At 28.9% G+C, this 24,690-nt stretch carries 22 protein-coding genes; 7 read left to right on the top strand and 15 right to left on the bottom strand.

Annotated features, from left to right (window positions below):
* Positions 1-2 precede the first annotated feature (2 nt).
* The 12 genes from ACKTTQ_RS07855 to mnmE all read right to left on the bottom strand — a co-directional run bounded on the left by ACKTTQ_RS07855 (position 3) and on the right by mnmE (position 11,923).
* On the bottom strand, positions 3-1,211 hold the full coding sequence (locus tag ACKTTQ_RS07855) for a restriction endonuclease subunit S (protein WP_408048863.1): 1,209 nt from the start codon (positions 1,209-1,211) through the stop codon (positions 3-5).
* On the bottom strand, positions 1,208-2,755 hold the full coding sequence (locus ACKTTQ_RS07850) for a type I restriction-modification system subunit M (protein WP_408048862.1): 1,548 nt from the start codon (positions 2,753-2,755) through the stop codon (positions 1,208-1,210). The genes ACKTTQ_RS07855 and ACKTTQ_RS07850 overlap by 4 nt, the downstream gene beginning before the upstream one ends.
* Before the next feature lie 225 nt (positions 2,756-2,980).
* The gene (locus ACKTTQ_RS07845) at positions 2,981-4,255 is read right to left on the bottom strand and encodes an OB-fold protein (protein WP_408048861.1); all 1,275 of its coding nucleotides are present in this window, start codon (positions 4,253-4,255) and stop codon (positions 2,981-2,983) included.
* Between the two features lie 307 nt (positions 4,256-4,562).
* Positions 4,563-5,246, bottom strand: coding sequence for a recombinase family protein (locus ACKTTQ_RS07840; protein WP_408048860.1), 684 nt, complete (start codon positions 5,244-5,246; stop codon positions 4,563-4,565).
* Between the two features lie 444 nt (positions 5,247-5,690).
* Positions 5,691-6,425, bottom strand: a complete 735-nt coding sequence (locus tag ACKTTQ_RS07835; RefSeq protein WP_408048859.1) for a hypothetical protein — start codon at positions 6,423-6,425, stop codon at positions 5,691-5,693.
* Positions 6,426-6,470: 45 nt separating this feature from the next.
* Entirely contained in the window at positions 6,471-6,788 is a 318-nt protein-coding gene (locus tag ACKTTQ_RS07830; RefSeq protein ID WP_408048858.1) for a hypothetical protein, read from the bottom strand.
* The gene (locus ACKTTQ_RS07825) at positions 6,779-7,762 is read right to left on the bottom strand and encodes a hypothetical protein (protein WP_408048857.1); all 984 of its coding nucleotides are present in this window, start codon (positions 7,760-7,762) and stop codon (positions 6,779-6,781) included. The genes ACKTTQ_RS07830 and ACKTTQ_RS07825 overlap by 10 nt, the downstream gene beginning before the upstream one ends.
* A complete protein-coding gene (locus ACKTTQ_RS07820; protein ID WP_408048856.1) occupies positions 7,762-8,043 on the bottom strand; it encodes a helix-turn-helix domain-containing protein in 282 nt (93 codons plus the stop codon). The genes ACKTTQ_RS07825 and ACKTTQ_RS07820 overlap by 1 nt, the downstream gene beginning before the upstream one ends.
* A 119-nt stretch (positions 8,044-8,162) precedes the next feature.
* Entirely contained in the window at positions 8,163-8,825 is a 663-nt protein-coding gene (locus ACKTTQ_RS07815; protein WP_408048855.1) for a hypothetical protein, read from the bottom strand.
* Positions 8,815-9,936: a tyrosine-type recombinase/integrase gene (locus tag ACKTTQ_RS07810; RefSeq protein WP_408048854.1), complete on the bottom strand. Its 1,122-nt coding sequence runs from the start codon at positions 9,934-9,936 to the stop codon at positions 8,815-8,817. The genes ACKTTQ_RS07815 and ACKTTQ_RS07810 overlap by 11 nt, the downstream gene beginning before the upstream one ends.
* Complete coding sequence (locus ACKTTQ_RS07805; protein WP_408048853.1) at positions 9,933-10,295, bottom strand: helix-turn-helix domain-containing protein; 363 nt, start codon at positions 10,293-10,295, stop codon at positions 9,933-9,935. Before ACKTTQ_RS07805 ends, ACKTTQ_RS07810 begins: the two co-directional genes overlap by 4 nt.
* 233 nt (positions 10,296-10,528) lie before the next feature.
* Positions 10,529-11,923 (bottom strand): tRNA uridine-5-carboxymethylaminomethyl(34) synthesis GTPase MnmE, encoded by a 1,395-nt coding sequence (gene mnmE, locus ACKTTQ_RS07800; RefSeq protein WP_408048852.1) that lies wholly within the window; start codon positions 11,921-11,923, stop codon positions 10,529-10,531.
* A 98-nt stretch (positions 11,924-12,021) separates the two neighbouring features.
* Between mnmE and ACKTTQ_RS07795 the strand changes: the two genes are divergently transcribed.
* Both ACKTTQ_RS07795 and ACKTTQ_RS07790 read left to right on the top strand, forming a co-directional pair.
* Positions 12,022-12,357, top strand: a complete 336-nt coding sequence (locus ACKTTQ_RS07795; protein ID WP_093871532.1) for a DUF4870 domain-containing protein — start codon at positions 12,022-12,024, stop codon at positions 12,355-12,357.
* Positions 12,358-12,469: 112 nt separating this feature from the next.
* Positions 12,470-13,420 (top strand): C1 family peptidase, encoded by a 951-nt coding sequence (locus ACKTTQ_RS07790; protein WP_408048851.1) that lies wholly within the window; start codon positions 12,470-12,472, stop codon positions 13,418-13,420.
* 9 nt (positions 13,421-13,429) lie between these two features.
* Here the strand turns inward: ACKTTQ_RS07790 and ACKTTQ_RS07785 are convergent, their stop codons facing one another.
* Genes ACKTTQ_RS07785 through miaE form a run of 3 tightly spaced genes read right to left on the bottom strand, consistent with a single transcriptional unit; the run spans position 13,430 to position 14,978 of the window.
* Positions 13,430-13,900, bottom strand: coding sequence for a CAP domain-containing protein (locus ACKTTQ_RS07785; RefSeq protein ID WP_408048850.1), 471 nt, complete (start codon positions 13,898-13,900; stop codon positions 13,430-13,432).
* A 9-nt stretch (positions 13,901-13,909) separates the two neighbouring features.
* On the bottom strand, positions 13,910-14,347 hold the full coding sequence (locus ACKTTQ_RS07780; protein WP_093871531.1) for a DUF4268 domain-containing protein: 438 nt from the start codon (positions 14,345-14,347) through the stop codon (positions 13,910-13,912).
* 49 nt (positions 14,348-14,396) lie between these two features.
* The gene (gene miaE / locus ACKTTQ_RS07775) at positions 14,397-14,978 is read right to left on the bottom strand and encodes a tRNA-(ms[2]io[6]A)-hydroxylase (protein WP_093871530.1); all 582 of its coding nucleotides are present in this window, start codon (positions 14,976-14,978) and stop codon (positions 14,397-14,399) included.
* 118 nt (positions 14,979-15,096) lie between these two features.
* Here miaE and ACKTTQ_RS07770 point away from each other — a divergent pair, with 118 nt between their 5' ends.
* The 5 genes from ACKTTQ_RS07770 to ACKTTQ_RS07750 all read left to right on the top strand — a co-directional run bounded on the left by ACKTTQ_RS07770 (position 15,097) and on the right by ACKTTQ_RS07750 (position 24,679).
* Positions 15,097-20,592 (top strand): alpha-2-macroglobulin family protein, encoded by a 5,496-nt coding sequence (locus ACKTTQ_RS07770; protein ID WP_408048849.1) that lies wholly within the window; start codon positions 15,097-15,099, stop codon positions 20,590-20,592.
* A 195-nt stretch (positions 20,593-20,787) separates the two neighbouring features.
* Positions 20,788-21,432 carry a hypothetical protein gene (locus tag ACKTTQ_RS07765; RefSeq protein ID WP_408048848.1) on the top strand — a complete coding sequence of 215 codons (645 nt, stop codon included), beginning with the start codon at positions 20,788-20,790 and terminating at the stop codon, positions 21,430-21,432.
* A 240-nt stretch (positions 21,433-21,672) separates the two neighbouring features.
* A complete protein-coding gene (locus tag ACKTTQ_RS07760; RefSeq protein ID WP_408048847.1) occupies positions 21,673-22,488 on the top strand; it encodes a hypothetical protein in 816 nt (271 codons plus the stop codon).
* 10 nt (positions 22,489-22,498) lie between these two features.
* On the top strand, positions 22,499-23,761 hold the full coding sequence (locus tag ACKTTQ_RS07755; RefSeq protein WP_408048846.1) for a hypothetical protein: 1,263 nt from the start codon (positions 22,499-22,501) through the stop codon (positions 23,759-23,761).
* The gene (locus ACKTTQ_RS07750) at positions 23,762-24,679 is read left to right on the top strand and encodes a glycosyltransferase family 2 protein (RefSeq protein WP_408048845.1); all 918 of its coding nucleotides are present in this window, start codon (positions 23,762-23,764) and stop codon (positions 24,677-24,679) included.
* Positions 24,680-24,690 lie beyond the last annotated feature (11 nt).

Here is a 24,690-nt window from a genome sequence, read left to right as displayed (position 1 = left end):
ATTTATATTTCTACAATATCTTTATCTTTAGGAAAGGTTAGTAACTTTTCACGGTAATACTCGTATTGTTTTGTACGTAATTCTATTTCTTTTGGTAAACCTTCACTTATTGAAGTAGTGAGGGTATCAAATTTATCTAGGATGGAAACGATGCGTTTTTGTTCTTTTTCTGACGGTACTGGAATTTTTATTTTAGCCAAGTTATCTGCATTCACACGCCTTACTTTAGCTCCTGTTATAAATTTCCTTTTTTGTTTATGAAATTGTTCTGTCTGAAAAAAATAAGCAACATATTTAGGGTTTAAATTATGTCTATAAAAACAAGCATCACTACTTACTGCTATTTCTTCATTTCCTAACCAAACAACAGCTTTACATAAATCCTCATCGTTCTCACTTGTTGTAGCGATGACTAAATCACCATACTTTGCTATACGTGCTTTTTTTGCAAATTCTTCTGAAACAAATGATTTAGTTTTATTAGCATATGTACCATAGTGTGTATAGATTTGACCATAATGTATACAACCAACCCCTGAAGCTGTAAAATCTTTTTTCTGTAATCCACCTCCTCTAATAAATTCACCTAAATTTTCATCGCCCATAGGTAGATGCTTTACTTTTTTTTCATCAAAAGTTAGTAGTTCTTCACGATAATAACTGTACTGTTTTTTACGTGTAGTAAGTTCTGTAGTAAGTTCTGTAGTAAGTTCTGTAGTAAGTTCTGTAAAAGTATCTAAAATACGAACTATTTCTTTTTGTATTTCTAAAGATTTTTTTTGGTTATCTGGGCATGGGATTGGGACTTCGAGTTTCTCAATAACGAATGCATCTAAGGTTGGAATACCAGCTTTTCTTACTCTCGATTTCAAAAAAAACTCTTCTCCTAAAAGAAAATAATAAAGAAATTTATTATTTAATATTTTAGTGTGTTCTACACAATAACAACCATCAGAAGACCAAAAATCTACATCGCTATAACCAACCGTACCTGCTGAAGCACCAACATTTATTATCATAACTGTGTTTGCACTTCGATTCTTTACTGAATAAAAACCTAAAGGGTCTAAGCCACCATGAAAAACAGGATATTTTTCTTCTGAAGACAATAATTTACGTGTTAGTCTTCTACCTCTTAAAACATTAGTAAAACTCCCTAATGTTTTCCATTCCACTTTAACCCCTTCCAATAACTTGTCTAATCTACTCATGCCTCAATCTCCTTTACAATGTTATCAATATCGGCACGTAGTTTATCTATTTTTTTTACTGTAGTGGCTACTTCTTTGTTTAACTCAACAATATCTATTTTTTCACGTGTATCTTTAGGTTCTACATAATTACTTACAGATAGGTTGTAATCGTTTTCAGCTATCTTAGTATTATCTATAGTTGTGGTTATATGTGCTACTTCTTCTTTGTTATCAAACATTTGCATAATCTGCTCGATATGATTGTCATAAAGCACATTATTATTGGTTTCTTTTTTAAAGAAGCCTTTGCCACTAGCATCTATAAACTGGATTTTATTTTCGGTTTTGTTTTTAGAAAGTACCAGAAGTGTTACAGCTATAGATGTACCGTAAAATAGATTTGGAGCTAAAGCTATAATGGTTTCTACATAATTATTATCAACTAAATACTTTCTTATTTTTTGTTCTGCTCCTCCACGATAAAAAATACCAGGAAAACATACTAATGCTGCTCGTCCTTTACTTGATAAATAACTCAGTGCATGTAAAACAAAAGCAAAATCTGCTTTAGATTTAGGTGCTAATACTCCTGCAGGTGCAAAACGGTCGTCGTTAATTAATGTTGGGTCGTCACTTCCTTTCCATTTTACAGAATATGGTGGATTAGAAACAATAGCATCAAACGGTTTGTCATCTCCTAATTTTGGGTTTTCAAGCGTGTTACCTAATACTATATGAAACTTATCGTAATTTATGTTATGTAAAAACATATTCATACGTGCTAAGTTGTAGGTGGTGTGGTTTATTTCTTGCCCGTAAAAACCTTGTTCTATAATATGGCTTTCAAAGTGTTTTTTTGCTTGTAGAAGCAAAGAACCAGAACCTGCAGCTGGGTCGTAAATTTTATTTACCTTTTCTTGTTTATGCATTGCCAATTGAGCAATAAGTTTAGAAACACTTTGAGGTGTAAAAAACTCTCCTCCAGATTTACCTGCATTGGCTGCATAATTAGATATTAAAAACTCGTAAGCATCACCAAACAAGTCTATTTGATTATCTTCAAATTTTCCTAATTTTAAACCCTCTACACCTTTTAAAACGGCTACTAATCGGCTGTTTTTATTTTCAACGGTGTTCCCTAATCGGTTACTGGTGGTATCAAAATCGGCAAATAAACCTTTTATATCCTGCTCTGAAGGATAACCATTTGCAGAGCTTTCTATGGCTGTAAATATAGCCGCTAAATCTGTGTTTAAATTTTCGTTATCGTTGGCGTTTTTAACCACATTAACAAAAAGCTGACTTGGATAGATAAAATAACCTTTTGTTTTTACTGCATCTTCTTTTATTTCAGGGGTAATTACAGTATCTGGTAAATTTGAGTATTTGATACTTTCATCACCAGCCTCAATATAGTTAGTGAAATTTTCACTTATAAAGCGATAGAATAATGTTCCTAATACGAATTGTTTAAAATCCCACCCATCTACAGAACCACGCACATCGTTGGCTATTTTCCAAATTTGATTTTGTAATTCGGCTCTTTGGTTTATGCTTGTCATTTTATACTTTAATGGGTTTTAATTTTGGTTTCTTGTTTGCTAGCCTATTTAAAAACCAAATTTTGAAGTTATTAAATTTATTTAATAATTTTTAAATTACGAAAAGGCTACATTTACAAGAATGTATCTTGCGAATGTAGCCCAAATGTTAGAATAAAACAATTTTTATTTAGTACTTAAACTGCTTGTAGTTTCTTGTGTTTTCTATGTTTTTTAGTAGACTTTTTAATTACCCCATAACTTACAATCATTTAGTCCTATGTATAGGTTAGCAGTTAAACCATCACAAGTACCAATTACAGTTATTTTTTGTCCCTTTCTTAAACTGGCTACTAAATCTTTATCATCAATAGAGCATTTTATAGTAGTAAATTCAAAACGACCACCAACTTTTAAGTCTACAGTAACCTTTCCCCAAATTTCACTTATTTCTGAAATTATACCAGTAACAGCTAATTTTTTGTTTTTATATTTTTTGTCTGCTGCTATTTCGTTTTCATTGTAAGCATTGTATAGTTGGTTTGCGGTAAGTTCAGCATCTACATTTAATACATACGGACTTTCAGGGTAAACATTTCTAACGTGTTTTTTATAGCCTTTTAATGTTCCTAAGAAAGGGTAATAAAGAATTTCATTATTCTTTGATGAAAACCAAGAACTAACAGAGGTATTAGCCTCATATAGTTTATTTAATATTTTTTTATTGTTTGGCTGAAACAAGGTAAATACCCCAGTCATATCATATGGTTTTTCAATACTCTCCGATTGTTTTGTTTCAGTATTATAAACTGTACTAGGCTTACCAAATACATTATATCTTTTTTTGTATCTCTCAAAGATTTCAACCACTTCAACAGGTAGTCCACCTAAACTTGGAGCAGCTAATTTTGTAATATAATCTGTGAACCTAATTTTATCTGAACCTTTTTCAAAATCATATTTTTTATTTTTTAAAGATTTATCAACCTCGTCAACTAATGACAAATAAAATATACAGGCATAATCTCCATTTGCATCTTTATAAATTCCTTTAATACAATTATTAATTAGAGTTAATGTTGGCAAGTATTCTTTAGTAACAATTTTGTCAATTACTAAATTTTTATAGGTTTGAGTAGATTTTAATTTAGTTAAAGCTGTGTCTCTTGATTTCTTTAGCTTATCAGATAGTTTAGAGACATTATCTAAAGTTTGTTGATTGTAATTTGAGTACTTGGAATTACTTTTTGAAGATGTAAAAAGGTTGTTAGAATTTGTAGAGGAATTGTCCTTTGAGCTTATAAAAGCTCCTGAGATAATAAATATTAAGAAATACGCTCCGTATCTAACAACTTTGTTGTTCCATGGTTTAAAGTTTTCTTTGATTTTAGAAGAAATAGTAGGGTAGAGTAAAACCCCTAAAACAATAAATAAAAAAGCAGGAATAAAGTCTTTACGAATTAAACCGCCTAAGCCTGAAAATAAAAGTAATACCGAAACAATTTTTTTAACTGTATTCATTTGAGTGATTTTTTAAATGCTTCCAGTCCCAAAAAGCGATGATTAAAATTATATAAAAAAAGAAGCGTGGGATTCTGCAGCTTACCGTTATCGAGGTACCGCCAAGCACCCTACACACAAATAAACACAGCCCACGCCATAGCATGAGCATTAGGTCTATTAAACTTGTGTGTATCTTGAATTTGGCGGTTTTCGATAACAAGAATAAATAGCTAACGCTAGTCAATATTTTATTTAGAAATTATTTTACAATCTTATATTTTAAAATTTTGCTTTACTACAAATTAAATTTTGTTGAACTTCAAAATTACGAATTAATTGCTAAAGAATGGGTTTTATATCTGTCATAAAGTATTAAAACTTGTGAAGCTGTAAATTCTTTGCCTCTTCGAGTTTTGTATCCATTCTCGTTGAGTTGTGTAGCAATCTTTCTATAACTTAGCTTTTGACTTTCTCTCATTCCCACGATTGCCAATGTTGCCATTTTATTTTGTGGATTCTTTAAAGCATTTCGTTTTATAGCTTCTGTACCCTTTTTTCGAGCTTCTATCGTTAAATTTTGAGGAGAACCAAGTTTAACTCCTTTTTTTCGGAGCTCTGCAAGAGCTAGTTTAGTTCGTTTACTTATTAGCTCTCTTTCTTCTTGAGCTAAAACAGCCAGTATTCCAATAGTCAAAGAATTGGCATCAGGCATATCGGCACAAACAAAATTTACATTACTTTCTTTGAGCATGTATATAAACTTAACATTTCGAGAAAGTCTATCTAATTTAGCTATTAAAAGCGTAGCATTTTCATTTTTACAATGTTCAATAGCTTTAAGTAATTCAGGACGTGAATCAAGCTTTGCACTTTCAACTTCTTGGTATTCGGATAGTAATTCATCGTTTGAAGTAAGAAAATGGCTTACAGCTGATTTTTGAGCTTCTAAACCTAAACCTGAGTTTCCTTGTTTAACAGAACTAACTCTATAATAACTTATGTATTTCATTTTTTGTAACGTTTCTTAGTGGGACGTTTGTGGATTTTAACACTCTTAAAATCTTACATATTCTTTATGAATGATAATGCAGTGAGATTTTTCCCCGATACGGTCGGTAAAAATCAAACAGTACCGATACGGTCGGTAAAAAATATTTTCTTAAAATTTTTCCCGATATAGTCGGTAAAAATCAGACACCTAAAAATTTTCCCGATACAATCGGTAATGCCTAATTTTTACCGTGTGTATCGGTAATTTTATATTCACTTTTTTTTTAATTACTGAGATTATATGATAAACGAGGGTTGCTCTTTTTTTAGGTGTGAAATTTTTGTGAAATATTATTGTATTATATAAATATTTTTTCTGCACTATTGTTTATTAAAAAAAATACTATGCAATTAACTATAGTTTCTTTTTTTAGGTGTAAGATTTTTGTAACCTAATTTTGTATTACTCCAAAATTTTCCTGTTGATTAAAATCACATCCTCATTCAATAAATCGCAAGGATGTTCCCAGTACTTATAGCCATTGTAATAAAATACTCTATATAAAACACCCTCAAATATTTTAGGTTTCCCAAAATATCTAATATGAGAGACTATGTGTAAAAAGAGTTCATTATTGCTAAATTCCTTTCGCAAAGTATAATAATGAGGGTTTTTTGGCATTGTTTTAGCGAAAATCCATTTACTTTTTTCAAGTGTTTTACCCACTAAATCATCAGTTAAGTTGAAGTGACCTCTAACTTTATACTCATTGTGTTTCCACAACTCTTTTTGAGCTTTTAGAGAGGTTTTTGTGTATTCTGCAGTAGTTATGTTGTTTTGATTGAGAAAATCGCTTAAAATGTGTCTATAGCAAAAATCATTGGCTACCCCATATCCTAAAAGAGCTACTTTCGATTTGTTGTGTTTGATTAGGAGGGAGGAAATGGTAGTTTGTATTTTTTCTATTCCTAATCTTTGAAGATTGTCCCTGTATAAGAGATAGCAAGCAAAGTAATCTTTTGCTTTTTGGTTATGGTAGAACCTGTAGGTGTTTAAGCCTCTGATTCTTTCTATTTCTTCTTTTCTTTTGTAGTTACCGTAAACTTTACCTGTTACGCTAATACATAGGTAATTTTGCTTTAACAGCTCCGCTGCATATGCAAACGGAGCTGTTATGATAGTCGTATCTTGTGTCATTACTAAAGATACGAAATTTTAAGGTTTTATAAAAATATTTTAATATTAGAGTATGTCTAATAAGAGATTTTTCTGCCGATCTAATAACTTTAAAGATTTAATAGCCATTCTTATGTTAAACTGATCTAAGCTTTCAATAGTTTCTGTTAAAAAATCTCTACCATTTTTATCTAGCCCAATTCTTTTTAAATAATTTGTTCTAAACAATTTGTCACGTAGAAACCAATTGGTTATTTCTTGCTTATCTCCCTGATAAATGTCAAAGAATTGAACTTCTCTTTGCCTCTTTAAGTATAAGTTTAATACATTTAAAAAGTTTTCTTGTTTTGGTGTTAAATTTTTATTTGTTTCTTTTAAATCCATGTTTTTGTGTTTTTGTATGAAAAATTTATTTTTTGATTTAACTCCACCACTAAAGGATGTAAAGTTGTTAGTTCGTTGTTTTCAGATATAGTTTTCATTTTAAGCCTAAGCCTATATTTTTGCTTTCTACTCGTAAATTTATTTTCACTATCTAGTTGTTCAATTTCTTTATATATAGCTTCAATACCCCCTGAGTTTTCTATACCTTTTACTATTAAATAGTTTAAAAAATATTTGACGTTTTTTAAGTCATAAAAATTTTTGGGAACTATTTTTTTCTTAACCTTATTGTAGTAGTTATAAAGCATATCAACAAGTATTTTAAATTTAGAAAAACTATAAAGCTCTTTTAATTTACTTAACCCTGAATTTTTTTTTACATTTTTGAGAAGTTTAAACTCTATCCTGAACCAATTTTTAACAATCTTATTCTGTTTTTCGAAAAGCTCTTTAGATTTATTGTAAAATATTAAGGCTTTTGATTGAGTCTTGAATGTTACTCCATCATCTTGCTCTAATCTTTTAAATCTTGGTAAATCTATAAATAGATGATGAGTGTAAGTGCTAACGTCCTTATCTGTTATAGTATTCCAATTAACGTCAACCCTGTACAGTCTTGCTTCGTGTAAGCTAAGTCCAAGCTCGTCACTGAGTTTACTTACAGCATCTTTCAGCTTATTGAATGGTAAAATCTTAGTTTTACCAACATAATAATTAGAGAAGCTACCTGTCAAAGTAATACCCTGAGAAGAATCAATACTTATTTTAAAATTCCTGTACCTACCAACAATTCTGTTACCTTTTTGCTCTGCTTTAATTAACTCATAAAGAAGATTGAAATCATAGTTGTCTTCGATGTATGAATTATGTAAGTAAATTCTGAGTGTGTCAGGTTCAAATGTGGACGAAAAAGGGGTATAAGTTTGACTTATTATATTTTCATCAGATGGACTGGTGTTATAAAACCTCTCCATTAGAAACCGTTTTTAATTCTATAATTAGCTGCTCTTTGATCTAGTTGTTCGTTTGAGTATTCCTTATTACTCGTAAGCCAGCTTATTAGTTCCTCTTTTATAAAAAACAGTTTCCTGCCTTTAGGAGGTTTGCGATAAGGTATTTCCTTTAGATGTATGAGTTTATATAAGTAATCTACTGTATAGCCTGTATACAATGATACTTCATCGATAGTCAATACTTCCTTTTGTAGAAGAGCTACTTTCTTTAATTCTTCTAACTTTAATAAAATTTCTTCCATTTCTCAACGGTTTAAATGTTAACAAAATGGAATTGCAATTCCTTGATTTACTTTATTATGTAATTACATTGCAATAGTATTACTTAAAGGAATGGTGCAGAAAAGTGATTTTGGTGACTTTATTTCACCTTATCGAAATGTTGAGGTTTGTTTGATAGTTTTTTTAATAAGGTTTCTGTTTCATTATTAGAAAGAGCGTCAAACTTTTTTAATAAATAATCTACAATTAAACGCTTAATTTTTTTTGTTTTATTTAATAGGTAAACTTGATAAAAAAGATACCTTATGCTTTCTCGTTTTGCATCAAACTCATTTATAACAAGTTTATCTATCTTGTCGGGAAGCTCTTCATAAAATAATATATGTGAGGCATCAGTAATTAACTTAAGTAAAGTATAAGTTTCTACTTTAGCTTCCATTTTAGGAATATATTCTTCAAAAACCTTCTCAACCTTATCTCTATAAGTGTTTTCACTCGTTGAATAAATATGTGTAGGTATTTTTTGGCTTAGTGCAGTTTCAGCTAGTTCTTTTTGATACTCTGAACAGAATTCGAAAATATATTCTCTAGTTAATCTAAAGGGGACACGTCTTTTCTTTTTAAAAATTGATGTGTGGTTATTGATGAACCAATCAGCAAATTTATTTGCATTAGGTCTAATATTATATTCTCTTTCGATAAAACTTCCAATCTCATCTATTAATTCTTTAAATTGATTAATTAGGTCAGCTCTTTTTTCTTCATAAACTTTTAGCTGTTCGGTTAACTTGTTATAATTCATAGTTGAGGTTTAAAATAGGTAATTTCTTAATAGCTTCTTTCCTTCTTTGACTAACAACCTTTGTGTAGATTTGGGTAGTATGTATATGCTTGTGACCTAAAATTTCTTTAATCACATAAAGGTCTGCTCCTGAGGTCATTAGTAAGGTGGCATGGGAGTGCCTTCCACAGTGGAACGTTATCTTTTTGTTTATCCCAGCTTCTTTTACCCAGTTTTTTATTTTTTCATTATCGTATTTCAATCCATGAAAAATAAGGTCATTAACTCCTTTTTTGCCTATTAAATCAGAAGCTTGGGGATGTAAGTCTATGTATTGTATACTTTCTGTTTTTTTTTGTCTAATTTTAATTCTTTTCTCTCCATTAAGTATTTCTATTTGAGACCACTTTAGGTTTTTAATGTCTCCAAATCGTAAACCTGTTAGACAAGAAAAAATAAAAGCATTTTTTAATACTTTTGGCTTTAGAGGTGTTTCTGCTAAAGTTTCTATTTCTTCTTGAGTTAGATATTCTCTAAAAGTTTCTTTTTCTTTTATACCCTCAACTCTCGTGGCTGGATTATCGGAAATTATTCTAGCCCTATATGCTTCTTTTAAAGAAGCTCTAAATTTATTAAAATAGGAGTATTGGGAGTTTTGAGATAAGGGTTCTCCATTTTTTTTAAGAGCTTTGTGTTGTAGATAGTTTTTAAAATCTAGGACAAAGTGATAGTCAATATCTTTAAAAGTAATTGGTTTGTTTTTTGTGAATTTTTTGAGATGCTTTAATGTACTATCCCAGCTACCATAATTACCGTAACTTTCAAATCTTTTGTTTGTGAGGGTTTGAAAGTACTCTAAAAAATCAGCGTTTAATTTATCATCTTCATTAAAGCCATATTCTTGATGGTTGTATTTATTTTGTTCTTGGGTTTTTATTTTTTCGGCTAATTCCTTTTTTTCCTTATTATACTTTCTTTCGGAAGTATTTTTAGGTTTCTCATGGATGTCAAAACCTTTTAAGGTTTTCTTTCTTCTGATAATTTTCCCATTAGAGTCAGTACCTGTATAGTAGTCTAAATATAAACTCAACATACCGTTTTTGAGTTTCTTTGTCCTTAACGTTATTTTCATATCTCTTCAAATAATTTGTTAATATCAAATCTCTTAATTATTGTTCTACTGCCTATCTTATGGTGCTTTAGTTCTTTATTTTGTATTAATCTGTAAATAGTACGTTTGCTAACTCCAATCAATAAAGCGGCTTGAGAAACGCTTAAAAATTCTTTGTCTTTTAAATCAATTTTAATGTTTTGTTCATTCGGGGGATTAATTTGTTCTTCTGTGTAGTTATCTATTTTTTCTTGACGCTTACGCTGTTTGTAGTGTTTTTGATTACATTTAAGTGAGCAATATTTAGTTTTTAAAGTTTTAGCTATAAACTTATTACTACAGTACACACATTTTTTTTCTATTTCGATGTTACTACTCATATTTTGTAATAGGATAGCATATAGTGTCAATAAGTGACAGTATGTGCCACAATTTCGCTTTTCTGATTAAAATTTGTCTTTTTTGTCCCTTTGTTTTGAATTGCGGGACAAATCAGAGACAAAAATAAAGAAAATAAAGTAAAATTAAAACCTAATAAAGAAAATTAAAAACCCTTTAAACTTTTGATTTTATTGAGTTTAAAGAGTTTTAGTTATGTATTGTTTTTACTTGGTTACTTCCCGATACAGAAATTACCAAAAATGTGCCCTAAAATATCTTTATCAACATCATACTCACCAGTTATATTTCCTAAATGACGTAAACACTCACGAATATCAATAGAAAATAAATCGGTAGAAATTTCTAAGTCAATACCTTGTTGTACAGAAGTAATAGCTATTAACGCATTGTTTAAAGCTTCAAAATGACGAGAATTTGTAACAATAGTTTCATTATTACTTAAAGCTCCAGTATTTACTAAGGAAGTTAACTCACTTCTTAGTTCATCAATTCCTGTTTTTTGTTTTGCAGACAATAAAATTAAATGCTCAATTTCTGATTGTAAAATAGAAGAGTCATGACACGATAATGTGTCAATTTTATTTGCAATTACTAGTAAACGTTTATTTGGAAAACGCTCTTTGATAGTTTCAATTTCCTCTAAAAATAAATCACTAGAATAAGAAAATTTATTTGAATCGATTAAGAAAATAATTAATTGAGCGTTTTCTGCTTTTTCATACGCCTTTTTTATACCAATATTTTCAACAACATCTTCAGTTTCACGAATACCAGCAGTATCGATAAAACGAAAAGCAACTCCGTCAATAATAACTTCATCTTCAATGGCATCACGAGTAGTACCTGCAATGTCAGAAACAATGGCTTTTTCTTCGTTTAATAAAACATTTAAAAGTGTTGATTTTCCAACATTAGGTTCCCCTATTATTGCAACTGGAATCCCATTTTTCATTGCATTTCCAAAAGCAAAAGAATCAATTAATCGCTTTAGTACAAACGTAATTTTTGAAACAAGTTCTTTAAATTTAGTTCGGTCGGCAAATTCAACATCTTCACCTGAAAAATCGAGTTCTAATTCAATTAAGGCAGCAAAATCTAATAATTGACCACGTAATTCTTTTAATTCATTGGTAATTCCACCACGCATTTGTTGAATAGCCATTTGATGGGAAGCTGCAGAATTTGAAGCAATAACATCAGCAACTGCTTCTGCCTGACTTAAATCCATTTTTCCATTTAAAAAAGCACGCATGGTAAATTCACCATTATCAGCCATTCTACACCCATTTTGTAAAAATAGTTGAATGATTTCTTGCTGAATAAAACTTGATCCATGACATGAAATTTCTACTACGTTTTCACCCGTATAAGAATGTGGATTTTTAAAAATAGAAACTAATACTTGATCAATAACACGATCATTATTTACAATATGTCCCAAATGTAGAGTATGAGATTTTTGGGTACGTAGCGATTTAACTTTCTTAACCGATTTGAAAAAAGTATCGGCAATTTCAATAGATTTTTCTCCAGAAAGTCTAATTATAGCAATGGCTCCAACACCTGCTGGAGTAGCTAAAGCAATAATGGTATCGTTTTCAATCATGGTGCAAATATACATAGTAAAATAGAGATATAAATTTACTTTTTGTAACAAAACTGCATGTTAAGCGTCTTATTTATACAATCAACCTCTATATACATATGAAAAGAAATAATCAGTTATTAGTGTTAACCCATTTAAGTCAATTATTAGATTTTGTAACAGGAATCGGAGGATTCATTGTTCCTCTTATTATATGGGCTGTAAAAAAGGATGAAATTTTACATATGGATGAACATGGTAAAGCTATTTTAAACTTTAGAATAACTATGTTTCTATATTTGTTAATATGTATTCCTTTAGTGTTATTTTTTGGTTTGGGCTTACTTGGCTTTTTAGTAATAGGAGCTGCGTATATTATTTTCCCGATACTAAATGCTATTAAAGCAAGTAATAATGAAGAACCAAGTTATCCTTTTAGTATTAAGTTTTTATAAAAAAATAAAAAATAAATCAACGAAAAAACACCCTAATTTAGGGTGTTTTTCACTTTTATATAAAAATGTAGTTATTGTATATTTGGCGTACTATCTTAAAAAACAATAAACTATGAAGAGATATACATTTACTCTATGTTTACTTTTATTGGCGGAAATTATATTTTCTCAAACTACAGATTTTACTAAAATAAGTAGATCTCTTCCTTTAGTTCATTGGAAAAGTCAATCACCAGTTAAACACCAAGGAGTAAAATATACATGTACAGCATTTGCTATTGCAGCAGCTTTAGAAACATTTCCTAATGTACCAAAAGATTTAAGTGAGAAGTATTTATATGCATTTCAAAAAGGATATCAGTATGATGGTAAAACTGCAGTTAAAAGAGGGCATTTTTTAAAGTTTTACCCTGAATCTTTAAAAAAGGATGGAGTTATTGAAGAGAAATATTTGCCATATAATTTAGATTATGAAAGAGCTAGAGAAATGAATGAAACTCAGTTTTCTAAATATTTATATGAAGGTGAAGTTGGTTTATTTACATTGGTTACAAAATATAAGAAAAAGGCTAGGGTTTTTGTCACTGACTATGAATATTTAGATGCTAAGAAAGCAAAGGATATAGAATATATAAAACAACAATTGCGTAATGGAATAAAAGCGATTCCTGTTTCATATCCTCTGATATATCAAGATGCTTGGAAAAGTTTTTCTTCTAGGAAATTTAATACCATAACACCAGATGTGGGATATAAAGTATTAGGCGCAAGTGGAAATTATCTTAAATATTCAGTAGCTAAAGGTTTATATCAAAATATTAATCAACGTATAGTAAAGGGTGAGCTATTGATGGAAATAACTGATACTAAAAATAAATATGGAGGCCATGCTGTTGCCATTGTTGGTTATGATAAAGAAGGTTTCATTATAAAAAACTCATATGGAACTCAATGGAGAGTAGGAGGGTATGAACGTATAAGTTATGATTACCATGAAATTTTTGCTTTAGAAGCACTAATAATTAAAAAAGTACGAGTAAAAAATAAATATTTTAGATGGTAGAATTTGTTTTTATTGATACATGAAAATATTGGTGTAATACCAAATTCCTTTATTGTTTTGGGCAGCAGTTATATTAAAATGAGTATAATTGCCTTCAATATTTTTACGATGACCAGTGCTATTTAACCAGCCTTTAATTACAGATTTTGCTGAAGAATATCCAGAAGCAACGTTTTCAGAAGTGCTAGTAGCTTTTGCATTTGTTTGAAGATAATTAGCACGTTGATTAAAGTTATCGTGTGATATTTTACCTTTTTTAATCATATATTTAGTATGACTGTTTGTTTGTGTTTTTATAACAGCTAGTGTTTCAAGTTTTTTTAAATTTAAGCTAGCTCTATGATCGTTAATTAATAATAAAATTTCAGTTTCTAAAGAAGTATTTGCTTGATCATTTATATCTGAAATTTTATCTGATGAACAAGTAAAAAATAAAACAGCTAGTAATAGAATATTAAACTTAACAAAAGGTTTCTTCATTATATCGAATTATATGGCTTGCTTAATAAAATCTTCATATTCGTAAAAAAACAGTTCAAATTCAGTCATAGTATCAACAAAAAACTCATAACAGTCTCTCCAAGTGTTTTTATTATGAATACTAAACTTTTTTTCAAAAGGAATATATATGCGTCTAATTATTTTACGATTATCTAACTCAAAATTATCATTGTAAATAACTTCGGGTAAGTACTCGGTTTCAAGTATTTTTTTTAATGAAATTAGTTGATCGTATAATAACTCATTTGCTATTTCTTCAGGATGCTCAAAATCTAGGCAAACAGAAGCTTTTTTTCTATCCGCTTGAAATTTAAACGCAAATCCTTTTATTTTAGTGTTGTATAACAACCATTTTCTTGGAAAAGATTTTCCAAAGCTAGTCCAAAATTCTTTTCTTAATTGAGCAGATTCTTCTTTACTAAACATTATGTGAGTTATTAATTTTCAATAATTGTTGAATTATCGTGTATCTCTATTATCCGTGAACTTTGGCAGTAGTACCTCTATTTTTCATCATTTCAGCTTCAAATGCTAATAAATCATTCCACTTTTTATCAACAATATTCTTATCCATATACTTTCTTGCATATCCTAAGAATAAGGTATAATGATTAGCTTCAGAAACCATCAAATCTAAATAAAATTTAGAAAGTTGTTCATCTTTCAAATTGTCAGCAAACACTTTAAAACGTTCACAACTTCTAGCTTCAATTAAAGCAGCAACTAATAATCTATGTACTAATGCTTCTGAACGCTTCCCTGTATGCGGAAAAAACTTTTGAAGCTTTAAAGCATAATCATTTTTCGTTCCTTGACCTAACACCATATTACGTTCAATCATAATATTATGAACCATTCTAAAGTGTTCCATCTCTTCAATAGCAATATCACTCATATCCTTAACAAGTGCAGTTTCTTCAGAATAATTTATAATAATCGAAACAGCGTTAGAAGCGGCTTTTTGTTCAGCAAAAGCATGGTCAGTTAATAGTTGTTGTAATCCATTTTTAGCAACGTCAACCCATGAAGTTTCAGTATCGAATTTTAATCCAAGCATAATTTAAATTTGAAAGTGTAAAAGTAAAAAATATAAGCTCTTTTTAACTAAAACAAGAAGTAAAATAACTAACTTTGAAGTACTTCAAATATTTTTTAAGAAAAAGAACTATTTTAATATGAAAAGAGTCTATCAAATCATCATTTTACTAGTATTTGTATTGGGTGTACAATCATGTAAAAAAAACGAGTCTAAAGCAAGTAATGTTCATGATTATAGTGAATATGTTTCAGTTTTTCCTGAGAATTTAATATCGACGACTTCTAGTTTAGATTTTTTATTAAAGAATAAAGCAAATGTAGCTGATGTAAAAAATGATGTTTTTACGATAACACCTAAAGTAAAAGGGACGGTTGTTTTAAAAGACAACTTATTAACTTTTGTTCCTTCTGAAAAGTTAAAAAGTAATCAAGAATACAATGTAACCTTACATTTATCAAAACTATACGATGGTATTGATAGTAACCTGAAAGATTTTACTGTTAAAATTAAAACAAAAAAACTGTTATTTAATGTAGCATTAAAGTCACCAACTGTATTAAATAAAGATGAATATTATATTGAAGGAGTTTTAACAGCGAGTGATGTAATTGAAAGCTCAAAACTTTCAGAGTTAGTGAGTGCAAGTTATAATGGAAAAGCCACAGATATAAAGTTTGATACTTCAGAAGAGTTTGTTTCTAAAGCGACTTTTAAAATTGATAAATTAAAAAGATTTGAAGATGATAAAAGTATAAATGTCTTATGGAATGGTAAAGCAATTAACTCAGTATCTAAAGGAGAAAGAGAATTATCAATTACAGGAAAGAACAACTTTAAAGTATTAAATATTGAAGTTGTTGATACTGAAAAACAACATATAGAGATTAGTTTTTCTGATGCAATAAAGAAGAATCAAGATTTAAAAGGGCTTATTCAGTTTGTAAATACTCAAAAAAGATATTTTACGTATGCTATTAATAACAATATAGTAACAATCTATCCAAAAGCAGCATTTAAAAATAAAGTTGATATTGAAATATTTAAAGGACTTAAAAGTATTGACGGATATGCTTTAAAAGAAAGTTATAGTAAAACATTACACTTTAAACAATTAAATCCGCTTGTAAGTTTTATAAAAAGTGGAACAATTATACCAAATTCAAAAAATTTAAAAATAAACTTTAAAGCTGTTAACCTTAAAGCTGTTGATGCAACTATTTATAAAATATATAAAGATAATGTATTACAGTTTTTACAATATAACAACCTAAGTAATAAAGGTAATTTACGTTATGTAGGAAGGCCAGTAGCAAGTTATACTGTAAACTTAACAAATCAAGGTGTTGATTTGACTAAAGAAAATGCCTTTGCTATAGATTTAGCAGAAATTATTACTGTTGAAAATGGAGCAATGTATAGGGTAGAGCTTTCATTTAAAAAAGAATATTCAAATTACACTTGTGATGAAACACTTTCAACAACTACAATAGTTTATGGTAAAAAAGAAGTAAATACTAAGGCGTTCGATAATCCTAACTATTATAATGATAATTATCGTAGCTATCGTTGGAGTGATAGAAAAAATCCTTGTACTGAATCCTATTTTTATAATAAAAATATTAGCACAAATATTTTAGCTACTAATTTGGGTGTAATAGTTAAAAAAGGAAACAATAATACAACTTTTATTGCTGTGACTGATTTATTAACAACTAAGCCAGTTGAAGGAGCTAAGGTAACGTTATATAATTTACAGCAGCAACCAGTTATTGAAACAACAACAGATAAAGAAGGAATAGTAAAAATTGAAGGTATAACCAATGCTTTTTTTGCTGTTGTAACTAAAAATAATAATACTACCTATATTAAACTGAATGACGGAAATTCATTGTCAATGAGTAAGTTTGATGTTTCAGGAGTGAAACTTCAAAAGGGAATTAAGGGATATATTTATGGAGAAAGAGGAGTTTGGAGACCAGGAGATCAATTATTTTTAACTTTTGTTTTAAATGATAATGCGAATCCAATTCCAGAAAAACATCCAATAAAATTTGAGTTGATTAATCCGCAAGGGAAAATTACTGAACGTAAAATATTATTTAAAATTCCCAAAAATGTGTATGCGTATTCTCCTAAAACTAATAGAGATGCAATAACAGGAAATTGGAAGTTAAGAGTAAGTGTAGGTGGGGCGGTTTTTAATAAAAATTTAAAAATAGAAACAATTAAGCCTAACCGTTTAAAAATTAAGTTAAATACAAAAGCAGATTTTATTAAGGCGAATACATCTATTGATGGAGATGTGGAAGTAAAGTGGTTGCATGGTGCCATTGCTAGAAATTTAAAGTTAGACATTAATGGGAAATTTACTCAAACAGTAACAGCTTTTCCTAAGTATTCAAATTATAAGTTTGATGATATTACTAGAAGATTTGGTACGGAAGAATTCAAAGTTTTAAAAGGAGTTTTAAACAATGAAGGAAAAACAACTTTTTCAGTAAAACCGAGATTGGCTAATAAAGCTCCAGGGATGTTAAAAGCCAGTTTTATAACTAAAGTGTATGAAAATGGAGGTGATTTTAGTACCGATGTATTTTCTAAAAAAGTATCACCATATACTTCGTATGTTGGGTTATTAAATGCAGAAGAGCAACAGTCTAGAAATTATTTGTTTACAGATGAAAAGTATACGTTTAATGTAGCTTCAGTTAACGATTTAGGAGTAGGTATTAGAAATAATCTAGAAGTAAAGGTGTACAAATTGTCGTGGAGATGGTGGTGGAGCACATTTGATAACGGACTTTCGAATTACGATGGAACTCGTTATCATCAACCATACAAAACGTTACAGGTAAAAACGAATGCAGCTGGTAAAGGTTCTTTTGATTTAAAAGTTGATGAAGGTGATTGGGGGCGTTATTTAATAAAAGTAAGAGATAAAAAAAGTAAACATGTAACATCAAATATTGCATATTTCGATTGGCCTTCTTGGTATGGAAAGAAAAAAGGAAGTCAAGACAAAACAAATGCTACGATGTTGGTATTTACAACAGATAAAGAATCGTATCAAGTAAATGAAACAGCCACAGTAAAGTTTCCCTCATCTGAAGGGGGAAGAGCTTTAATTACCATTGAAAATGGTGTTGAAGTATTAGATAATTTTTGGGTAGAAACAAAAGCTAAGCAAACTGAATTTAGTTTTCCAGTGTTAGCTAATTATACACCTAATGTTTTTGTAAATATATCATTGTTACAAAAACATAGTCAAACAGTAAATGATTTACCAATAAGAATGTATGGATCAATACCAATGTTGGTAAATGATCCAGCTACAAAATTAGAACCAGAGATTAGTATAGCTGATGAATTACGACCAGAATCAGTAGCTACAATTAAAGTAAAAGAGAAAAAAGGGAAAGCAATGACATATACAATTGCTTTAGTAGATGATGGTTTGTTAGATTTAACACGTTTTAAAACGCCTAATCCATGGAGTACTTTTTATGCACGTCAATCATTAGGTGTAAAAACATGGGATATTTTTGATGATGTGGTAGGTGCTTATGGAGGTAAGGTAAATCAAATATTAAGTATAGGAGGAGATGAAGCTGAAGCTGGTAGTAAAAACAAAAAAGCAAATAGGTTTAAACCTATGGTTGTTTATCTGGGGTCTTTTCATTTAGAAAAAGGAGATACTAAGGAACATGTGGTAAAAATACCCAAATATGTTGGTTCTGTTCGTGCAATGGTTGTTGCAACTGATATAAAAAAGGAAGCATACGGTAGTGATGAAAAAACTTCTTTTGTTCGTAAACCCGTAATGATTTTAGCTTCATTACCTCGTAAAATAACACCAAAAGAAACAGTTACTTTACCAGTTACTGTATTTGCAATGAAACCTTCAGTAAAAAAAATAAAGGTAACAGTGAAGCCTAATGAATCTTATACTATTATTGGAGACAAAACACAAACTGTTACTTTTAATCAGCCTGATGAAAAAATGGCATATTTTACGTTAAAAGTTAATGATTTTAAAGGTATAGGTAAGGTAAATATTGAAGCTAGTTCTGGAAATGAAAAAGCATCTTACGAAGTAGAAATAGATGTGTTAAATCCAAACCCTGTAACAACAGAAGTTAAAGATTTGATTTTAAAATCAAACGAGCAAAGTGAAATAAACTTTTCAACTTTTGGAACTCAAGGAACAAATGCTGTTGGTATAGAATTGTCTACATTACCACCAATGAATTTTACAAAACGTATGGGGTATTTAATTCAATATCCACATGGATGTGTTGAGCAAACTACTTCCAGTGCTTTTCCTCAATTATTTCTTTCTGAAATATTTGAACTACCAGTAGAGAAAAAACAATCAATCGAAAGAAACATAAAAGCAACAATTCAGCGTTTATCAAACTTTCAATTATCAAATGGAGGTTTATCTTATTGGCAAGGAAGTGGTAATGCAAATAGTTGGGGAACATCTTATGCAGGGCACTTTATGATTGAAGCTGCTAAAAAAGGATATGTATTACCTATTGGATTTAGGTCAAAATGGATTGAATACCAAAAACAAGAATCAAGAAATTGGAGAAATAATTCAAGATATTATAATAATGCTTTAACACAAGCATACCGATTATACACTTTGAGTTTAGCAAATAGCCCTGATTTAGCATCAATGAATCGTTTAAGAGAAACCAATTCTATTTCTAATGAAGCTAAAATGAGATTAGCGGCAGCTTATGCTTTATTAGGTAAAAAATCGATAGCAAAATTGATCTTAAATAGTTTGTCATCTCAAAATTACTCTAAGAGGTATTACTATAATTATGGTTCAGAAACTAGAAATAAGGCAATGGCTTTAGAAACCTATACATTATTAAATGAGGAAACAAAAGCAATTAAATTAGCTAAAGAAATTGCTGAAACTTTATCTAGTGAAAATTGGATGAGTACACAAACAACTTCATATAGTTTATTAGCAATAAGCCAATATGCGCTTCAAAATGGAGAAAGTTCAGGTATTAATGCTAGTTACTCATTTAATAACAACATAGAAAAAATAAACACATCCAAAGCATTGTTTATTAAATATTTAGTTGGCTTGCAAAAAGATAATAAATTAAAAGTATCGAATAAAAATAAAGGAGTTTTATATGTAAGAGTTTTTAATAAAGGAATTTTACCAGTTGGTGAAGAGAAAGTTGTTCAAAAAAATTTAGAAGCAACAGTAGTTTATAAATCAAAAGAAGGAGTTAAAGTTGAGCCAAATAGTTTGTCTCAAGGAACTAATTTTGTTGCAGAAATATCTGTAAGAAATTCAACTAATGAGAAAGTTGAAAATGTAGCTTTAACACAATTTATACCATCAGGTTGGGAAATTATAAATACTCGTTTCACAGATTTTGGAAACAATACTAATTCATCAAAAGTTGATTATACAGATATTAGAGATGCAAGCATTAGTAATTATTTTACCTTAAATAAATTTGAAACTAAAACGTTTAGAGTACTGTTGAATGCTTCTTATTTAGGAGAGTATTATTTACCAGGTATTCAAGTAGAAGCAATGTATGACAATGACTATATAGCTCGTAATAAAGGACAATGGGTTAAAGTTATGAAGTAAATAAGTAAGAATATTTTCTTTTTAATTTGTGAATTATAATTAAATAAAAAACATGGTTTATGATTAGATAAACCATGTTTTTTTAATTTTAAAGTAAAGAAAATCAATATGGTTTGAAAAGGAAAATAAAATAGGTGTTGTGAAATAATACCTTGAGTTATATATTTGCCGCCTTAAATTTAAAATAACTAAGCTATGTTAAAAAAAGTAATATACATTTTTGTATTAATCTCATTAGTTTCCTGTATTCCAACTAAACATTTCATAAACAACATACATAAAACGGAAAAGGTGTTGAAATCTGAATCAATGCTAATTGTTGCAAATAAAGAAGTAACTGTAAATAGTTTTAAAAAAACATTTAAGAAAAATTACGAGAGTAATGAAGTGTTTTTAAAATCGTTTGCTAACTATTTTAAATCATCGTTAAATAGTAGTAATTTATATACCAATTTAGTTATAGATTTAAGTGATAAATGGAAGGCGCTTTCTGAAGGATATAGCAAAAAAAATAATGATATAATTAATAATCTTTTAACTAAAACAGATAAAAAATATTTATTGTATTTAAAAGGTGTTACAATTGATAATTATGTTAGTTCTAGTTATTCTCCGGGGTTTGGTCCAGGGTCAATGGGAACCCATAATTCAACTGAGTTTTGTACAGTAAGTGTTACTGTAGTTATTTACGATGTAAAGGCTATGAAACAAGTTTTAGAATTTGAATCAACAGGTGAAAGTTCGGTGTTCTTTTTTGATTTTACCAAGACACTTATTAAAGCTAGAGACAGATCTATTGAAAATGCAATAAAATATTTAAAAACAGGTAAAACGTCATAACGTAAGTATATTAGTTTTATTAAAGAAATAATAAAAGAGGTTAAGTCAATTTATGATTTTAACCTCTTTTTGTTTTTAATAACTAAAAATAACGCTCTCTTATACCTGAATTTTAAACGTCTAGAGTTTTTTAAAAGAAAAGAGTACGTATAATTCTTAAACTAGCAGTATGATTATAAAATAGTTGTATGTAAGGCTATTTAATAGAGAAAACTAACTAAAATTTAAAACGTACTTATTATGAACTTAATTTCAATTATTTCTCCTGTAATAGATCAAATGGAGAGTTCTCACTTAAAAACTCAGTTGTCTACTTATTTTCCTTTACAAGAAGAAAAGTTTTCAGTTATAGAAGAATCTTTTAAAGAATTTACATCCCAAAAACAAAATAAAGAAGTACTAAATACTTTTTTTAAAAGTTGGAGTCAGACAAATAATAGTGCAATGACAGTTGCAGGTTTAAGTAATCGTATGACCATGATTATTCATAAAAATCAAGAAGTAAAAAGTGAACATGATTTATTTAAATCAGTATCAAGTTTAAATAGAATTGTTGATGAAGATTTAGCAGTGGTAGGTAGAATATTACACTCTAAATTATTTTATAATATGGCAACAAGTATTGCTGGCGATGATTCTTGGTTGTCTAATACATTTTTAAATAAAGAAGCGATAGCATTTAAGGCTTGGAAAGATAAAAATTCGTTACGTAATAAAGATATTATGGTAGGTTTATTAACAACTTTAGTACATGAAATTTATACACATGGTGAAGTTGAATTTATCATTCCTTTATTTGAAAATTGGTTGCAAGATGAAGGGCGTTTAACTGAGTCAGAAATAGACAGTGCTCTTGCATGGATTCGTGTTCATTGTGGTCCAACAGAGAAAAATCATTTTTTTCATGCAGTAGATGCAGTTAATTCTTATGCAAAGGCTTTTGAAATAGATGTAAATAATTATGATTTAAAACAAATAATAGAAGACTATTTACATTTAAAATCTGAGGTAATGGGAGTTTTAAATAAAGAACTTTCTCAAGAATACACTTTTTAAAATAATTTAGATGATTGAAGATAAGGTTAATAAAAAGGATGAAAATACTTGGGATATTTCTAAGGTAGGAGTTGATGCATTAAAATTTAATCAGTTACTAAAAAAACATTTAGGAACGCTATCTCATGATACAAAATTATTTAAAAATGTTCCAGTTGTAATGAGCTCTAATTCAAAAGTAGAGTTTTCAAGATTAACAAACTTATTGAATGATGTTTTTGAAAAGATAGTTCTAAATTATTTTAATGATGAAAGAATACAGCAATTTTATCAGTTAGATAAAGAATTAGAAGATATATTAGTAGAAGCATATTCAATACCATACAAAGTAGGTATGTATCGTCCAGATTTAGTTTTTGATATGTCAGGAGTACCAAAAATTTGTGAAATAGGGTGTAGATATCCTATTAATGGTTGGATGATTAGTTACTATATAAATGAGATATTAAATGAACTAAAACCAAAAGAAGGTACTGAATGGGATTCTATTGATGAACAGTCAGGATTTATTACAAATTTGTCAAATGATTTTGACATAAAAGAAACACTATATTATGTACATAATAAAGAAAAAGGAACTGAAGCATATTTAATGTTTAATGAGTTACTTAAACTAGGTTTTACTATTAAAGATGTTTCACCTAATGATTTTGAAGTTGTTGAAGGTAAATTGATCTTTGAAGCTAAAGAAGCTACTCAGTTTATTCTTGAAATGGATAGGGAAGAACTAATGCAATTAAAGCCTTCAGTTTTAAAAGCGTTAATACGATCTAAAAAATGTATAAATGATGTACGTTCAATTATTTTAATTCATGATAAAAAAGTATTAGCAGCTTTATATGATGAGCAAATAATGAGAAGGTATGTAAACAGTGAAGACTATAATTTTTTAAAAAAATATCTTATCCCGTCTTATACTTTAGATTTAGAAATAATCAGAGACCAACTAATTAACTCTAATGCTAACTGGGTACTTAAAAAAAGTAGTGGAGGTAGAGGACTTGACATGTTTGTTAAAAATGAATGTAGTTCAGATACTTGGAGAAAAATAATTAATGAAAAATGGAGTGAATACATGGTCCAAGAATATATACCACAAAAAAAGTTTTCTATAGAAAATGATAAAAGTATTGAAGAAATAAATATTGTTGGTATGTTATTAGCTTACAATGAAAATTCATTTGGATTAGGCGTTTATAGAGGATCAAAACAAAGTATTATTAATGTTCACAGTGGAGCTTATGTATTACCAAGTGCTATAAGAATGAAATAAATGAGGTTCTCAATTATAATTCCATTATATAATAAAGCTGCTTATATTAAAGAAACATTACATTCTTTAGCAGTACAAAGTAAGTTACCTTATGAATTAATTATCGTTGATGATAAAAGTACAGATGATAGCTTACAAATAGTGAAAGACTATTTAAAAATAGCTCCTATTTGTTTTAAAAGGATTCGTGTAGAATTGATTGAACTAAAAAAAAATTATGGAATAGGATATGCTAGAAATATAGGATTTTCAAAAGCGACTGGAGATATTGTAAGTTTTTTAGATGCAGATGATATTTACAAAGAAAATTTGATTGAAACAGCAATACATGTAATGTCATTACATACCATTAATTTTTTAGTTTTAGGAATTGAGTTATTTCCAAGTAATAGAGTATATCCAAAAATTGATAAATTAAAAAAAGAACTTACATTAATAAAACCTAATGTTTACCGTATAAATAATCCTTTAAAATTAATTACATCACATAATTTTTACTTATTAGGCTCTAACGTAGTTTTAAAAAAAACGTATGGTGAATCAATTAAATACATTGAAGAACCTATTATTTATGAGGGAATAGACTATTGGTATCGAGTGTTAAAAAAAATGATAATTAAAGAGAGGAATACTGTTGGTTTATTGATGGGAGAGTTTTTAAAAGTTAGAGAAGTACCAGGAAGTGCTTCAAGAAAAAAGTATAATCATTGGAAAGAAATTGATTTTCCACCTGTACTTACTAGGTTTAATAAAAGCACTGATTATTATGATATACGATTAAAAGGAGTTGTATCAAAACGATGGATTAATCATGCAATGTCTAGTTTGAATACATTATCTCAAAAAATAAAATTTATAGTGAAGTATAGAAAAATATTTTTAAATCAAATACATTACTTTTTTCTTCATAAATTTTAAAACGATAGCGA

It is taken from the genome of Tenacibaculum halocynthiae, assembly GCF_964512825.1.
GTDB lineage: Bacteria > Bacteroidota > Bacteroidia > Flavobacteriales > Flavobacteriaceae > Polaribacter > Polaribacter halocynthiae.
Note: the sequence above shows the minus strand (reverse complement) of the source record. Positions and strands in the feature narration are given on the sequence as shown.